At 42.3% G+C, this 14279-nt stretch carries 18 protein-coding genes; 17 read left to right on the top strand and 1 reads right to left on the bottom strand.

Annotated elements, in window-relative coordinates; translation table 11 throughout:
- Positions 1-72: 72 nt before the first annotated feature.
- Positions 73-1101 carry a tRNA preQ1(34) S-adenosylmethionine ribosyltransferase-isomerase QueA gene (gene queA, locus B7696_RS04925; protein ID WP_084862482.1) on the bottom strand — a complete coding sequence of 343 codons (1029 nt, stop codon included), beginning with the start codon at positions 1099-1101 and terminating at the stop codon, positions 73-75.
- Positions 1102-1251: 150 nt separating this feature from the next.
- Between queA and B7696_RS04920 the strand changes: the two genes are divergently transcribed.
- The 17 genes from B7696_RS04920 (at position 1252) to pstA (ending at position 14272) form a co-directional block, all read left to right on the top strand.
- On the top strand, positions 1252-1959 hold the full coding sequence (locus B7696_RS04920) for a glucosamine-6-phosphate deaminase (RefSeq protein ID WP_084862480.1): 708 nt from the start codon (positions 1252-1254) through the stop codon (positions 1957-1959).
- Positions 1960-2109: 150 nt separating this feature from the next.
- Positions 2110-2286 carry a 30S ribosomal protein S21 gene (rpsU, locus tag B7696_RS04915; RefSeq protein WP_000048054.1) on the top strand — a complete coding sequence of 59 codons (177 nt, stop codon included), beginning with the start codon at positions 2110-2112 and terminating at the stop codon, positions 2284-2286.
- A gap of 282 nt (positions 2287-2568) precedes the next feature.
- Positions 2569-3507, top strand: a complete 939-nt coding sequence (gene hprK, locus B7696_RS04910) for an HPr(Ser) kinase/phosphatase (RefSeq protein ID WP_162927913.1) — start codon at positions 2569-2571, stop codon at positions 3505-3507.
- Positions 3500-4288, top strand: a complete 789-nt coding sequence (lgt, locus tag B7696_RS04905) for a prolipoprotein diacylglyceryl transferase (RefSeq protein ID WP_084862474.1) — start codon at positions 3500-3502, stop codon at positions 4286-4288. Before hprK ends, lgt begins: the two co-directional genes overlap by 8 nt.
- The gene (locus tag B7696_RS04900) at positions 4289-4672 is read left to right on the top strand and encodes a DUF948 domain-containing protein (protein WP_084862472.1); all 384 of its coding nucleotides are present in this window, start codon (positions 4289-4291) and stop codon (positions 4670-4672) included.
- A 15-nt stretch (positions 4673-4687) separates the two neighbouring features.
- On the top strand, positions 4688-5077 hold the full coding sequence (locus B7696_RS04895) for a YtxH domain-containing protein (protein ID WP_084862471.1): 390 nt from the start codon (positions 4688-4690) through the stop codon (positions 5075-5077).
- An 83-nt stretch (positions 5078-5160) separates the two neighbouring features.
- Complete coding sequence (gene hemW / locus B7696_RS04890) at positions 5161-6291, top strand: radical SAM family heme chaperone HemW (RefSeq protein WP_084862573.1); 1131 nt, start codon at positions 5161-5163, stop codon at positions 6289-6291.
- A 4-nt stretch (positions 6292-6295) separates the two neighbouring features.
- Positions 6296-7033 carry an acyl-[acyl-carrier-protein] thioesterase gene (locus B7696_RS04885; RefSeq protein ID WP_084862469.1) on the top strand — a complete coding sequence of 246 codons (738 nt, stop codon included), beginning with the start codon at positions 6296-6298 and terminating at the stop codon, positions 7031-7033.
- Between the two features lie 8 nt (positions 7034-7041).
- A complete protein-coding gene (locus B7696_RS04880) occupies positions 7042-7815 on the top strand; it encodes a TIGR01457 family HAD-type hydrolase (protein WP_084862467.1) in 774 nt (257 codons plus the stop codon).
- On the top strand, positions 7805-8422 hold the full coding sequence (locus B7696_RS04875; protein WP_000850641.1) for a TIGR01906 family membrane protein: 618 nt from the start codon (positions 7805-7807) through the stop codon (positions 8420-8422). Before B7696_RS04880 ends, B7696_RS04875 begins: the two co-directional genes overlap by 11 nt.
- Positions 8423-8633: 211 nt before the next feature.
- Positions 8634-9035: a Spx/MgsR family RNA polymerase-binding regulatory protein gene (locus tag B7696_RS04870; protein ID WP_000631254.1), complete on the top strand. Its 402-nt coding sequence runs from the start codon at positions 8634-8636 to the stop codon at positions 9033-9035.
- Positions 9035-9313 (top strand): UPF0223 family protein, encoded by a 279-nt coding sequence (locus B7696_RS04865; RefSeq protein WP_001041974.1) that lies wholly within the window; start codon positions 9035-9037, stop codon positions 9311-9313. The genes B7696_RS04870 and B7696_RS04865 overlap by 1 nt, the downstream gene beginning before the upstream one ends.
- On the top strand, positions 9303-10076 hold the full coding sequence (locus B7696_RS04860) for an inositol monophosphatase family protein (protein ID WP_084862465.1): 774 nt from the start codon (positions 9303-9305) through the stop codon (positions 10074-10076). Before B7696_RS04865 ends, B7696_RS04860 begins: the two co-directional genes overlap by 11 nt.
- Positions 10077-11381 (top strand): RsmF rRNA methyltransferase first C-terminal domain-containing protein, encoded by a 1305-nt coding sequence (locus B7696_RS04855; RefSeq protein WP_084862464.1) that lies wholly within the window; start codon positions 10077-10079, stop codon positions 11379-11381. It abuts the gene before it with no gap.
- Positions 11382-11602: 221 nt separating this feature from the next.
- The gene (locus B7696_RS04850) at positions 11603-12481 is read left to right on the top strand and encodes a phosphate ABC transporter substrate-binding protein PstS family protein (RefSeq protein WP_084862462.1); all 879 of its coding nucleotides are present in this window, start codon (positions 11603-11605) and stop codon (positions 12479-12481) included.
- On the top strand, positions 12481-13398 hold the full coding sequence (gene pstC / locus B7696_RS04845) for a phosphate ABC transporter permease subunit PstC (RefSeq protein WP_001070903.1): 918 nt from the start codon (positions 12481-12483) through the stop codon (positions 13396-13398). The genes B7696_RS04850 and pstC overlap by 1 nt, the downstream gene beginning before the upstream one ends.
- On the top strand, positions 13388-14272 hold the full coding sequence (gene pstA / locus B7696_RS04840) for a phosphate ABC transporter permease PstA (protein ID WP_070478401.1): 885 nt from the start codon (positions 13388-13390) through the stop codon (positions 14270-14272). Before pstC ends, pstA begins: the two co-directional genes overlap by 11 nt.
- Positions 14273-14279 lie beyond the last annotated feature (7 nt).

Raw genomic sequence — 14279 nt, 5'->3', positions numbered from 1 at the left:
TTATCCATAACAAAACGCATATTATCAGGCTTTATAAAACCTTGATAATATGCGCTTTTTTGATTGTGAAAATTAATAGATAAACATGGCATCGCCAAAACTAAAGAAACGATAGTGTTCTTGAATGGCATGGTGGTAGGCATCTAAGACTAATTCACGGCCTGCAAAGGCGGAAACCAACATGACCAGAGTTGATTTTGGCAGGTGGAAGTTGGTTGAGAAGGCATCCACGACCTTCCACTCATATCCAGGTTTAATAAAGATATTGGTCCAGCCAGAATCTGCTTGGATTTGCCCATCAAACTTGGAACCAATGGTCTCCAAGGTGCGGATAGAAGTGGTTCCGACAGCGATGACACGACCACCATTTTCCTTAACAGAGCGAAGGGTGGCAGCAGCTTCCTCAGAAAGTTGGTAGAATTCTGAGTGCATTTCATGTTCGTCCAGATTATCAACTGAAACAGGTCTAAAGGTTCCAAGCCCGACATGAAGAGTCAGATAGACTAGATGAACACCCTTAGCTTGGATTTCTGCTAGCAGTTCTTTAGTGAAGTGTAGTCCAGCAGTTGGTGCTGCAGCAGAGCCACTTTCTTTAGCGTAGACCGTTTGATAGCGTTCACGGTCATCCAGTTTTTCATGGATATAAGGCGGTAGCGGCATTTCACCCAGACTTTCTAAGACTTCTAGGAAAATTCCTTGGTATTCAAAGCGGACAATGCGGCCCCCGTGAGTCAATTCTTCCGTAACGACAGCGCTGAGGCGACCATCACCAAAGCTAACACGAGTGCCAACCTTGAGGCGTTTGGCAGGTTTAGCCAGAACCTCCCACTCATCTCCAGCAGTATTTTTGAGCAGGAGCAGTTCCACATGGCCTCCTGTTTCTTCCTTTTGACCATAGAGGCGGGCAGGGAGAACGCGGGTGTCGTTCATAACGAGGGCATCACCAGGTTCCAGCATATCAATAATGGAGTGGAAGTGTTTATCCTGCATTTCTCCCGTCTCACGGTTGACAATGAGGAGTTTAGAGGCATCTCGTTTTTCAAGGGGCGTTTGAGCAATCAATTCCTCGGGTAAGTAGAAATCAAAATCAGCTGTATTCATATATTTGTTCATTCTTTCTAAGTTCTAATCTTATCCATTATAACATGTTTCAAGTTTGGACGCTCTTTTTTTGAAAATTAAATCGTTTTCACTTGACAAAAATTGGTCTATACCATATAATAAATATAGATTGAAACGGAGGATAAAAAGATGAAAGTTATTAAAGTTGAAAACCAAATCGAAGGTGGAAAAGTTGCTTTTGAGATTTTGAAGGAAAAATTGGCCAATGGAGCTCAAACACTAGGACTTGCGACAGGAAGTAGCCCACTTGAATTTTACAAGGAAATTGTTGAAAGTGACCTTGATTTTTCAAATCTAACCAGTGTCAACCTTGATGAGTATGTAGGCCTTGATGGTGACAACCCACAGTCTTACCGTTATTTTATGCAAGAAAACTTGTTTAACCAAAAACCATTTAAAGAAAGTTTCTTGCCTCGTGGGATTAAGGACAATGCTGAGACAGAAGTTGAACGCTACAACCAAATTTTGGCTGACCATCCAGTTGACCTCCAAATCTTGGGAATCGGTCGCAATGGACATATCGGATTTAATGAGCCTGGTACTCCATTTGACAGTCAAACGCATCTAGTAGAACTTGACAAGTCGACTATCGAAGCCAATGCGCGCTTCTTTGACAAGATTGAAGACGTCCCAACCCAAGCTATTTCAATGGGGATTAAAAACATCTTGGATGCTAAGTCTATTATTCTTTTTGCTTACGGTGAATCAAAAGCAGAAGCCATTGCCGGAACAGTGTCTGGCCCAGTGACTGAGAATCTACCAGCAAGTAGCCTGCAAAATCACCCTGATGTGACCATCATCGCAGATGCTGAAGCGCTCAGCTTACTTGAGAAATAAAAAAGCGACCACCTTCAGTTTTTCTATTTAATGCTTCCAAGACCTGTATAAACGGCAGAAAAAATCAAAATTAAACCGCATTTTTTCTTGACAATTATTACTTTTACGTGTAAAATAGAATAGATCTTGAACTTGAAGGGAGTGAAAAAAATGTCTAAAACAGTAGTACGTAAGAATGAATCTCTTGACGACGCACTTCGTCGTTTCAAACGTGCGGTTACTAAAGCTGGTACTCTTCAAGAAACACGCAAACGTGAATTCTATGAAAAACCTTCTGTAAAACGTAAACGTAAATCAGAAGCAGCTCGTAAACGTAAAAAATTCTAATTAGAAATGAAAGGCTGGAGAAATCTAGTCCTTTTTCTTTTAATACTCTTCGAAAATCAAATTCAAACCACGTCAACGTCGCCTTGGATTATATATGTGACTGACTTCGTCAGTCTTATCTACAACCTCAAAACGGTGTTTTGAGCAACCTGCGACTAGTTTCCTAGTTTGCTCTTTGATTTTCATTGAGTATAAATAAATACTTCAAAACCTGCAAAAATCTGAAATATCCTCCTACAATTTGATATAATAGAGAGAAGAACTCATTTGAAGGAGGAAATGATGTCGGTTTTAGTAAAAGAAGTGATTGAAAAGCTTAGACTAGACATTGTCTATGGCGAACCAGAATTACTTGAAAAGGAAATTAATACCGCGGACATTACGCGACCTGGTCTTGAAATGACGGGTTATTTTGACTACTACACGCCAGAGCGAATCCAGCTCTTGGGAATGAAGGAGTGGTCCTATCTGGTCAGCATGTCTTCTCACAACCGTTACCAAGTCTTGAAAAAAATGTTTCTACCTGAGACACCTGCGGTTATTGTTGCTCGTGGTTTGGTGGTTCCAGAGGAAATGTTAAAGGCAGCCAGAGAATGTAAGATTGCCATCTTAACTAGTCGTACAGCTACTAGTCGTTTGTCTGGAGAGTTATCTAGTTATCTGGATTCTCGTTTGGCAGAACGGACCAGTGTACACGGTGTCTTGATGGATATCTATGGGATGGGTGTCTTGATTCAGGGAGATAGCGGTATCGGTAAGAGTGAAACAGGTTTAGAGCTTGTCAAACGTGGTCACCGCTTGGTAGCAGATGACCGTGTCGATATCTTTGCCAAGGATGAGATTACTCTTTGGGGTGAACCAGCTGAAATCTTGAAACACTTGATTGAAATTCGTGGGGTTGGGATTATCGATGTTATGAGCCTCTACGGTGCGAGTGCGGTCAAGGATTCTTCACAAGTCCAGCTGGCTGTTTACTTGGAAAATTACGATACGCATAAGACTTTTGATCGTCTTGGAAACAATGCTGAAGAAATAGAAATTTCTGGCGTAGGCATTCCTCGTATCCGTATTCCAGTTAAAACAGGTCGGAATATCTCTGTCGTGATTGAGGCTGCTGCCATGAATTATCGTGCCAAGGAAATGGGCTTTGATGCGACGCGTTTGTTCGAAGAACGTTTGACCAATCTTATTGCTCAAAATGAGGAGGTGCCTCATGCTTGATCCAATTGCTATTCATCTAGGCCCTCTAGCCATTCGTTGGTATGCCTTGTGTATTGTGACAGGCTTGATTTTGGCGGTTTATTTGACCATGAAAGAAGCGCCTAGAAAGAAGATCATACCAGACGATATTTTAGATTTTATCTTAGTAGCCTTTCCTCTGGCTATTTTAGGAGCTCGTCTCTACTATGTTATTTTCCGTTTTGATTACTATAGTCAGAACTTAGGAGAAATTTTTGCCATTTGGAATGGTGGTTTGGCTTTTTACGGTGGTTTGATAACTGGGGCTATTGTACTCTATATCTTTGCTGATCGTAAACTCATCAATACTTGGGATTTCCTAGATATTGCGGCGCCTAGCGTCATGATTGCCCAAAGTTTGGGTCGCTGGGGCAATTTCTTTAACCAAGAAGCTTACGGTGCTGCAGTGGATAGTCTGAATTATCTACCTGGCTTTATACGTGACCAGATGTATATTGAGGGGAGCTACCGTCAGCCGACCTTCCTTTATGAGTCTCTATGGAATCTACTTGGATTTGCCTTGATTCTGATATTCAGACGAAAATGGAAGAGTCTCAGACGAGGTCATATCACTGCTTTCTACTTGATTTGGTATGGTTTCGGTCGTATGGTCATCGAAGGTATGCGGACAGATAGTCTCATGTTTTTTGGACTTCGAGTATCTCAATGGCTATCAGTTGTCCTTATCGGACTGGGTATTTTTATCATTCTATATCAAAATCGAAAGAAGGCCCCTTACTATATTTCAGAGGAGGAAAATTAAATGTTAGAAGTTGCATATATTCTTGTAGCCCTTGCTTTGATTGTATTTTTAGTGTATCTAATCATTACTGTACAAAAGCTTGGACGTGTTATCGATGAAACAGAGAAGACGATTAAAACCTTAACTTCAGATGTGGATGTGACCTTGCATCAGACCAATGAATTGCTGTCTAAGGTCAATGTCTTGGCAGATGATATCAATGTCAAGGTGGCAACGATTGATCCACTCTTTAGTGCCGTTGCAGATTTATCTCTATCTGTTTCAGACCTCAATGATCATGCGCGTGTCTTGAGCAAGAAAGCTTCATCAGCTGGTTCAAAAACACTCAAGACTGGTGCAAGTTTGTCAGCTCTACGTGTCGCAAGTAAATTTTTCAAAAAATAAAAAAGGAGAATTCTTATGGGTAAACTATCCTCAATCCTTTTAGGAACCGTTTCAGGTGCAGCTCTTGCCTTGTTTTTAACAAGTGACAAGGGTAAACAAGTTTGCAGTCAGGCTCAAGATTTTCTAGATGATTTGAGAGAAGATCCTGAGTATGCCAAGGAGCAGGTCTGTGAAAAACTGACAGAAGTCAAAGATCAGGCCACAGATTTTGTTCTTAAAACCAAAGAACAGGTTGAGTCAGGTGAAATCACTGTTGACAGTGTCCTTGCTCAAGCTAAATCATGTGCTCGTCAAGCGACAGAAGCATCAAAAGATCGATTCAATAATCTCAAGGAGCAATGGCAAGAAAAAGCCGAAACTCTTGATGAATCAGAAGAGATTGTTATTGATATAACAGAAGAATAAACCATCACCATCTCTGGACGGACTATATGTCTGGGGATGGTGATTTTTTTCTCGTAGCCTGTCTTTGTGGTATAATAATTACTATGCAGAAAAAACCAACGTCAGCCTATGTGCACATCCCGTTTTGTACCCAGATTTGTTATTATTGTGACTTTTCAAAAGTTTTTATCAAGAATCAGCCGGTAGATAGTTATTTGGAACATCTGTTAGAAGAGTTTCAATCTTATGATATTCAAAAGTTAAGAACCCTCTATATTGGTGGTGGAACACCGACAGCTCTATCAGCTTCGCAACTAGAGGTGTTATTGAATGGCTTGACTAAAAACTTGGACTTGTCTGCCTTGGAAGAGTTGACCATTGAAGCCAATCCCGGCGACTTGGATGCGGATAAGATTGCGGTTTTGAAGAACTCGGCTGTCAATCGTGTTTCACTAGGTGTGCAGACCTTTGATGACAAGATGCTGAAAAAGATTGGGCGCAGTCATTTGGAGAAGGATATTTATGAAAATATCGACCGCCTGAAACTGGCTGGTTTTGATAATATCTCTATCGATTTGATTTATGCGCTGCCTGGTCAGACTATGGAGCAGGTCAAGGACAATGTGGCTAAGGCTATTGGGCTGGATATTCCTCATATGAGTTTGTATAGTTTGATTTTAGAAAATCATACGGTCTTTATGAACCGTATGCGACGAGGAAAATTGCCTCTACCTAAGGAGGAATTGGAGGCTGAGATGTTTGAGTACATCATCGCGGAGCTGGAGAAATCTGGTTTTGAGCATTATGAGATTTCCAATTTCTCCAAGCCTGGTTTTGAAAGTCGGCACAATCTCATGTACTGGGATAATGCTGAGTACTATGGCATCGGTGCTGGGGCGTCTGGTTATGTAAATGGAGTACGCTATAAAAATCATGGTCCGATTCGTCATTATCTCACTGCGGTTGAGGAAGGCAATGCACGTATCACAGAAGAACACCTGAGTCAAAAGGAGCAAATGGAAGAAGAAATGTTCCTAGGTCTCCGCAAGAAATCAGGTGTTTCTATGACACGATTTGAGGAGAAATTTGGTCGGCCGTTTGAGGGACTTTATGGCGAAATTGTCAGAGACTTGGTTCAACAAGGTCTCATGCAGATTGAGGGTGACCGCGTGCGCATGACAAAGAGAGGTCTCTTTTTGGGAGACACTGTAGCAGAACGATTTATTTTGGAGTAGGATTATGGGCTTAACTTATCAAATGAAAATGAAGATTCCTTTTGATATGGCTGATATGAACGGTCATATCAAACTTCCAGATGTGATTTTGCTGTCCCTGCAAGTTTCAGGGATGCAGTCGATTGAACTGGGAGTTAGTGATAAGGCCATTTTAGAAGAGCATAATCTGGTCTGGATTATCACAGAATATGATATTGAGGTGGTTCGTTTGCCTCGTTTTGCGGAAGAAATTACCATCGAAACGGAAGCTTTGAGCTACAATCGGCTCTTTTGCTACCGTCGCTTTAACATTTATGATGAAGCAGGTCAGGAACTCATCCACATGATGGCGACCTTTGTTCTCATGGACCGCGACAGTCGAAAAGTCCATGCTGTCGAACCTGAGATTGTGGCTCCGTATCAGTCTGATTTTGATAAAAAGCTTATCCGTGGGCCAAAGTATGAGTCTTTGGAAGAACCATTCAGCAAGGATTACCATGTTCGTTTTTACGACTTGGATATGAATGGTCATGTTAATAACAGTAAGTATCTGGACTGGATTTTTGAGGTTATGGGAGCGGATTTTTTGACCCAATATATTCCCAAGAAAATCAACCTCAAGTATGTCAAGGAAGTTAGACCAGGTGGGGTGATTACATCGGCTGTTGAACGGACTGGACTGGAAAGCAAGCATGAGATTACAAGCGACGGGGCTACCAATGCCCAAGCTATCATCACTTGGCAAGAAATGAAGAAGGATTAGAGAAAAATATGAAGTATAAAGGCTATTTAATTGATTTAGACGGAACCATTTATAAGGGGAAAGATCGAATTCCAGCAGGAGAGGCTTTTGTCCACGAATTGCAAAAGCGAGACATCCCCTATCTCTTTGTGACTAACAATACAACCCGCACTCCAGAGAGTGTTCAGGAGATGTTGGCTCAGAATTTTAATATCGATACGCCCCTATCGACTGTCTACACAGCGACTTTGGCGACTATCGACTATATGAACGACTTGGGGCTTGAAAAGACCGTCTATGTCATCGGAGAAGCAGGGCTTAAGGAAGCCATCAAGGCGGCTGGTTATGTGGAAGACAAGGATAATCCTGCCTATGTGGTAGTAGGCCTGGACTGGCAAGTTGACTATGAAAAATTTGCCATAGCAACTCTAGCTATTCAAAAAGGTGCCCACTTTATCGGAACCAATCCTGACCTCAACATCCCGACAGAGCGCGGTCTTTTGCCTGGTGCTGGTTCACTGATTACCCTTCTTGAAGTGGCAACACGAGTGAAGCCTGTTTATATCGGGAAACCAAATGCTATCATTATGGACAAGGCGGTTGAGCACTTAGGCTTGGAACGTGAAGAGTTGATTATGGTTGGGGACAACTATCTGACAGATATTCGGGCTGGGATTGACAACGGCATTCCAACGCTCTTGGTGACAACAGGTTTTACCAAGGCAGAAGAAGTGGCAGACCTACCAATCGCACCGACTCATGTGGTTTCTAGCCTTGCGGAGTGGGATTTTGATGAAAACTAAACTGACCTTTTGGAGCTCTATGCTCTTTCTTCTCTCCCTCTCAATCCTTCTGACTATCTATCTGGCTTGGATTTTTTATCCGCTGGAAATTCAGTGGTTAAGTTTAACGGATCGGGTCTATTTAAAACCAGAAACCATTCAGTACAACTTTCATATCTTGATGAATTATCTGACCAATCCATTTAGTCAGGTCCTAGAGATGCCAGATTTTCGTTCGTCAGCTGCTGGGCTACACCATTTTGCAGTGGTCAAGAACCTCTTTCACCTGGTTCAGCTAGTAGCTTTAGTGACACTGCCAAGTTTTTACGTCTTTGTCAATAGGATTGTGAAAAAGGGCTTTTTATCTCTATTTAGTAAAGGGCTTCTGACTCTAGTGGTTTTGCCTTTGCTGATTGGCCTTGGAGGAGTGTTGATTGGTTTTGACCAATTCTTTACCCTTTTCCATCAAATTCTCTTTGTGGGAGATGATACTTGGCTTTTTGATCCAGCCAAGGATCCAGTGATTCTGATTTTACCAGAGACTTTCTTCCTTCATGCCTTCCTCCTCTTTTTTGCCCTCTATGAAAGCTTCTTTGGTTTTCTATACCTGAAAAGCCGTAGGAAGTGAAACGAAAGATATTCTTATTTTGCATAAATCAATTAGGTATGTGATTCGAAACTATTGTCAAGAATGAATTAATCAAATCTAAAAAGAGTTAATCGTTCGCAAACAGTCTATTTTTCTTGAAAAAATAGGCTTTTTTTCTAAAAATCTCTAGTCAAGCGCTTTATTTTTTTGTATAATAGAAGTAGCAAAGTATAGATAAGAAGAGAAAAGCATGATTACACTATTTCTATCACCGAGCTGTACTTCATGTCGTAAGGCAAAGGCCTGGTTAGAAAAACATAAGGTTCCCTTTGAGGAACACAATATTATGACCAGTCCTTTAACAAGAAAAGAATTGCAACACATCCTTTCCTTGACCGAAAATGGTACTGATGACATCATTTCAACTCGTTCAAAAATTTTTCAAAAATTAGATATTGATGTAGAAAGTATTTCGGTATCAGAATTGCTTCATTTGATTGAGCAGTATCCAAGTCTTTTGCGTCGTCCAATTATTATCGATGCCAAACGTATGCAGATCGGTTTTAATGAAGATGAGATTCGTGCTTTTCTCCCTCGTAGTTACCGTAAGCAAGAACTAAAAGAAGCAAGAATGAGAGCTGGTATTAGTTAATGAACAAACAGTATAGTTACCCACTAGATTTGTCGTGGAGCACTGAAGAACTTGCTTCAGTGCTTTCTTTTTTTAATGATGTTGAAGCTGCCTATGAAGGCAAGGTAGAGGCCAAAAAGTTACTGGACTCCTATAAGGGATTCAAGGCGGTTGTGCCAAGCAAGAGCGAAGAGAAACGTTTGGGACGAGAATTTGAAACAGTGAGTGGCTATTCGCTTTACCGAGCAGTTCAGGCGGCTAAGGAAAAAGGGGAAGGAAAGATTTCTCTTGGAAAGTAAATTTGAATTTGCCAAAGAGCTTGTCAAGAAGGCGGGTCAGTACATCCTTGACCATATGCAGGAAGACTTGCGTGTTGAGACCAAGTCCTCTCCAACAGATTTGGTAACCAGACTGGACAAGGAAGTTCAGGAATTCTTGGTTAGTGAGATTTTGTCTCGTTATCCTGAGGATAAGATTTGTGCTGAAGAGGGCTGTTTGCGAGCTTCAGTTCAAGAGGGCAAGGTTTGGGTCATTGATCCGATTGATGGGACCAATAATTTTGTAGCCCAGCAGGAAGATTTTGCTGTCATGATGGCTTATTTTGAAAATGGTCAAGGTCAGTTTGGTCTCATTTATGATGTGATCAAAGGGGATTGTTATCACGGTGGTGGTAAGTTTCCGGTTTGTCGAAACGATCAGCCCCTAGCTCCCTTTCAAGCAAAACCACTTGGAGATTTTCTCATTGCAGGGAATAGTGGTATGTTGGAAACCAATGAATGGGGCTTGGCTGATTTGGGACGAGCGGTCCTTGGTGTACGTGTCTATGGGAGTGCGGCCATTAGTTTTGCCAAGATTTTGTCAGGGCGTTTGTTGACCTATGTCACTTATCTCCAACCATGGGATTATGCTGCAGCTAGTATTTTAGGGGAAAGTCTGGGCTATCGGGTTGTGACTCTTTCTGGTGAAGCTCTTGATTTTCAAACCAGACAGCCAGTCATGATGGTGCCTCTTGAGATGCTGGAGGAAATTCAGTCCTATATTTACGAAAGGAAAAGAACTTAAATGCAATTTCCAGAAGGATTTGTTGAAAAATATGAAGAGATACTAGGAGATGAGGCAAGAGATTTTCTTGCCTCTTTTGAGGAGGAAGCGGTTTCGGCTTTTCGGGTCAATCCTTTAAAAGAAGCGCCAGTTTCTTTTTCTGACGCCATTCCTCAAACTCCTTGGGGACATTATGGGAAGGTTTCAGGGAAATCACCTGAGCATGCTACTGGTTTGGTTTATTCGCAAGAACCTGCTGCCCAGATGGTTGCTCAGGTAGCCCAGCCCAGTTCTGGTATGAAAGTCTTGGATTTGGCTGCTGCACCGGGTGGCAAATCAACTCAGCTGGCAGCCTATCTAGCAGGGGAGGGTCTCCTTGTTTCCAATGAAATTTCAAGCAAACGGGCTAAGATTTTAGTAGAAAACATGGAGCGCTTTGGAGCGACAAATGTCGTGGTGACCAATGAATCTGCTGACCGCCTGGCCAAAGTTTTTAAGGGCTATTTTGACCTCATTGTCCTAGATGCCCCTTGTTCTGGTGAAGGGATGTTCCGTAAGCAACCAGATGCTATGGACTATTGGAGCTTAGATTATCCAAGTCAATGTGCTAGCTTGCAAAGAGAAATTCTAGAGGATGCGGTGACCATGTTAGCTGAAGGTGGTCGCTTGGTTTATTCAACCTGTACCTGGGCCCCCGAGGAAAACGAAGAGATTGTTAATTGGTTGTTGGATGAGTATGATTTTGACTTGTTACCAGTAGAGCATATCAATGGAATGGTAGCTGGTATTGGCCTGCCAGAAACGGCTCGGATGTATCCTCATCATTTTAAGGGAGAGGGGCAATTTGTAGCCCATTTACAATTTAGGGGTGACAATCCAGCTACTAAATTTAAGGCAAGTAAGAGCAATCTTAGCCGAGAACAAGTTACTTTGTGGCAGGAATTTGCCCAAAAACACCTGAAAATCAATCTAAGGGGAATCTTGCAGACTTTTGGTGACCAACTCTATCTCCTGCCAGAACTTTTGCCAGATTTAGGGAAACTCAAGATTGCTCGGAATGGCCTGCATCTAGGGACCTTTAAGAAGAAACGCTTTGAACCCAGTTTCGCTCTTGGTCTAGCCTTGAAACCGAGTCAGGTCAAGCAGTCAGTTGAAATTAATCAAGAAGAGTTTGTAAAGTATGTGGCTGGAGAAACCGTTCAGCTGGCAGAAAGTCTGCCAAATGGTTGGTATCAGGTTTTGGTTCAAGGCAATGGGTTGGGCTTTGCAAAGGTGACTGGAAATGTTTTGAAAAATTATTTTCCAAAAGGCCTCAGATTCAAGTGAAAATGCTAGTCAAAGTAGCTTGTCTATGTTATAGTGGAAGTATGGATTTTTTTCAAATTGTCTTTCATTTTAAGTCAAAATTGGTGGAGAAGATAACTGAGCAAATTTCTAGTAAAACCAAGCAAAGAACTTCAGTTGGCTCCTAATTTTAAAAAAGAAAAACATAAATAAATAGTTGAAAAAATTCACAGCATTCACCATTATTTTCAAGGAGAAAAACAGTGAAAAAAAGGAAAAAACTCGCTTTATCCCTTGCAGCTCTTTTGCTGGCAGGTTCTTTGGCGGGATGTGCTAGCTGGATTGATCGTGGAGAATCCATGACAGCTGTTGGCTCAACGGCTCTTCAGCCCTTGGTCGAAGCAGCAGCAGATGAATTTGGCTCTATGCACGTTGGAAAAACAGTCAACGTCCAAGGTGGAGGATCTGGTACAGGTTTGTCTCAGGTTCAGTCTGGAGCTGTTGATGTAGGAAATTCAGACGTATTTGCCGAGGAAAAAGACGGTATCAACGCATCCGCTCTAGTGGACCATAAGGTTGCTGTAGCGGGCTTGGCAGTTATTGTGAACAAGGAAGTTGATGTTGAAAATCTGACAACTGAACAACTCCGTAGCATCTTAACAGGTCAAGTGACCAACTGGAAAGAAGTCGGTGGGAAAGACCTAGCCATTTCCATTATCAACCGCGCGGCAAGTTCTGGTTCGCGTGCAACCTTTGATAGTGTTATCATGGATGGTCAATCTGCCGTGCAGAGTCAAGAACAGGATTCAAATGGGATGGTCAAAAACATTGTTTCCCAGACACCAGGAGCCATTTCTTACCTAGCCTTTGCCTATGTGGATGACTCGGTGAAACGCATGAAGTTGAACGGCTATGAGCCGATTGCAGAAAATGTTACAAGCAATAACTGGCCTTTGTGGTCTTATGAACACATGTACACCCTAGGCCAACCAAATGAATTGGTGGCAGAATTCCTAAACTTTGTCCTCTCTGATGAAGCGCAAAGTGGAATCGTTAAGGGGATGGGCTATATTTCTGTCAAGGAAATGAAGGTTGAAAAAGATGCTGTAGGAACGGTGACAGCACTAGAAGGGAGTCACTAATGAATCAAGAAGAATTAGCTAAAAAATTACTTTCTCCCTCAAAGAACTCTCGTCTAGAGAAATTAGGAAAAGGCTTGACCTTTGCCTGTCTGTCTTTGATTGTTATCATTGTGGCTATGATTTTGATTTTCGTAGCCCAAAAAGGTTTGTCGACCTTCTTTGTCAATGGGGTTAATATCTTTGATTTCCTATTTGGACAAACTTGGAATCCTTCAGGTAAACAATTTGGTGCCCTTCCCATGATTTTGGGTTCCTTCATTGTCACAATCCTATCAGCTCTTATCGCAACTCCTTTTGCCATCGGTGCGGCAGTCTTTATGACCGAGGTTTCACCAAAAGGTGCTAGAATCTTGCAACCAGCTATTGAATTGCTTGTCGGAATTCCTTCAGTTGTGTATGGATTTATCGGTTTGCAGGTCGTAGTTCCCTTTGTCCGCAGTGTTTTTGGTGGAACTGGTTTTGGGATTTTGTCAGGGATTTTCGTTCTCTTTGTTATGATTTTACCGACGGTAACCTTTATGACAACCGATAGTTTGCGTGCGGTGCCTCGTCACTACCGCGAAGCTAGTTTGGCTATGGGAGCCACTCGTTGGCAAACCATCTGGCGCGTGACCTTGAAAGCGGCGCGTTCAGGGATTTTCACAGCAGTGGTCTTTGGGATGGCGCGTGCCTTTGGTGAGGCCTTGGCTATTCAGATGGTGGTCGGAAACTCAGCCGTTGTCCCAACTTCATTGACAACACCTGCTGCGACCTTGACTTCTGTTTTGACTATGGGTATCGGAAATACTGTTATGGGAACCGTTGACAATAACGTACTCTGGTCACTGGCCTTAGTCTTGCTCTTGATGAGTTTGGCCTTCAACAGTGTGATTAAATTGATTACGAAAGAAAGAGGAAAGAAAAACTATGCACGCTAAGAAATTAGATAAAATTGCAACAGCTGTCCTCTACTCGATTGCAGGAATTATTGTTGCCATCTTGGCATCCTTGATTCTTTATATCTTGGTTCGTGGTTTGCCCCACATCTCTTGGTCTTTCTTGACTGGCAAATCATCTTCTTACCAAGCAGGCGGAGGGATTGGAATTCAGCTCTATAATTCCTTCTTCCTTCTGGTTATTACCTTGATGATTTCTGTGCCCTTGTCTATGGGAGCTGGGATTTTCCTAGCTGAATATGCTAAAAAAGGTCCTGTGACCAATTTTGTCAGAACCTGTATTGAAATCTTGTCTTCACTCCCATCTGTGGTTGTAGGTCTCTTTGGTTACTTGATCTTTGTAGTTCAGTTTGAGTATGGATTTTCAATCATTTCAGGTGCCTTGGCCTTGACAGTCTTTAACTTACCTCAGATGACTCGTAATGTTGAAGACAGCTTGAAACACGTTCACCATACGCAACGTGAGGCTGGTCTGGCCCTTGGGATTTCTCGTTGGGAGACAGTTGTCCATGTGGTCATTCCAGAAGCTCTTCCAGGTATTGTGACTGGGGTCGTCTTAGCTTCTGGTCGTATCTTTGGTGAGGCTGCGGCTCTTATCTATACAGCAGGACAATCCGCTCCAGCCCTTGACTGGTCTAACTGGAATATTCTCAGTGTAACTAGCCCAATCTCTATCTTCCGTCAAGCAGAAACCTTGGCTGTCCATATCTGGAAAGTCAATAGTGAAGGTACTATTCCTGATGGAACTATCGTATCAGCAGGTTCTGCGGCCGTCCTCCTCATCTTTATCCTCATTTTTAACTTTGGAGCCCGCAAACTCGGAAGCTACCTACATAAGAAATTAACCGCTGCCTAAAGGAGAA

It is taken from the genome of Streptococcus mitis (genome assembly GCF_002096815.1).
GTDB classification, from domain to species: Bacteria; Bacillota; Bacilli; order Lactobacillales; family Streptococcaceae; genus Streptococcus; species Streptococcus mitis_AD.
Note: the sequence above shows the minus strand (reverse complement) of the source record. Positions and strands in the feature narration are given on the sequence as shown.

What these genes read in the sequence shown, in the direction of transcription:
- queA (WP_084862482.1), bottom strand. Translation starts at nt 1,101, where the DNA reads ATGAATACAGCTGATTTTGATTTCTACTTACCCGAGGAATTGATTGCT.
- B7696_RS04920 (WP_084862480.1), top strand. Translation starts at nt 1,252, where the DNA reads ATGAAAGTTATTAAAGTTGAAAACCAAATCGAAGGTGGAAAAGTTGCT.
- rpsU (WP_000048054.1), top strand. Translation starts at nt 2,110, where the DNA reads ATGTCTAAAACAGTAGTACGTAAGAATGAATCTCTTGACGACGCACTT.
- hprK (WP_162927913.1), top strand. Translation starts at nt 2,569, where the DNA reads ATGTCGGTTTTAGTAAAAGAAGTGATTGAAAAGCTTAGACTAGACATT.
- lgt (WP_084862474.1), top strand. Translation starts at nt 3,500, where the DNA reads ATGCTTGATCCAATTGCTATTCATCTAGGCCCTCTAGCCATTCGTTGG.
- B7696_RS04900 (WP_084862472.1), top strand. Translation starts at nt 4,289, where the DNA reads ATGTTAGAAGTTGCATATATTCTTGTAGCCCTTGCTTTGATTGTATTT.
- B7696_RS04895 (WP_084862471.1), top strand. Translation starts at nt 4,688, where the DNA reads ATGGGTAAACTATCCTCAATCCTTTTAGGAACCGTTTCAGGTGCAGCT.
- hemW (WP_084862573.1), top strand. Translation starts at nt 5,161, where the DNA reads ATGCAGAAAAAACCAACGTCAGCCTATGTGCACATCCCGTTTTGTACC.
- B7696_RS04885 (WP_084862469.1), top strand. Translation starts at nt 6,296, where the DNA reads ATGGGCTTAACTTATCAAATGAAAATGAAGATTCCTTTTGATATGGCT.
- B7696_RS04880 (WP_084862467.1), top strand. Translation starts at nt 7,042, where the DNA reads ATGAAGTATAAAGGCTATTTAATTGATTTAGACGGAACCATTTATAAG.
- B7696_RS04875 (WP_000850641.1), top strand. Translation starts at nt 7,805, where the DNA reads ATGAAAACTAAACTGACCTTTTGGAGCTCTATGCTCTTTCTTCTCTCC.
- B7696_RS04870 (WP_000631254.1), top strand. Translation starts at nt 8,634, where the DNA reads ATGATTACACTATTTCTATCACCGAGCTGTACTTCATGTCGTAAGGCA.
- B7696_RS04865 (WP_001041974.1), top strand. Translation starts at nt 9,035, where the DNA reads ATGAACAAACAGTATAGTTACCCACTAGATTTGTCGTGGAGCACTGAA.
- B7696_RS04855 (WP_084862464.1), top strand. Translation starts at nt 10,077, where the DNA reads ATGCAATTTCCAGAAGGATTTGTTGAAAAATATGAAGAGATACTAGGA.
- pstC (WP_001070903.1), top strand. Translation starts at nt 12,481, where the DNA reads ATGAATCAAGAAGAATTAGCTAAAAAATTACTTTCTCCCTCAAAGAAC.
- pstA (WP_070478401.1), top strand. Translation starts at nt 13,388, where the DNA reads ATGCACGCTAAGAAATTAGATAAAATTGCAACAGCTGTCCTCTACTCG.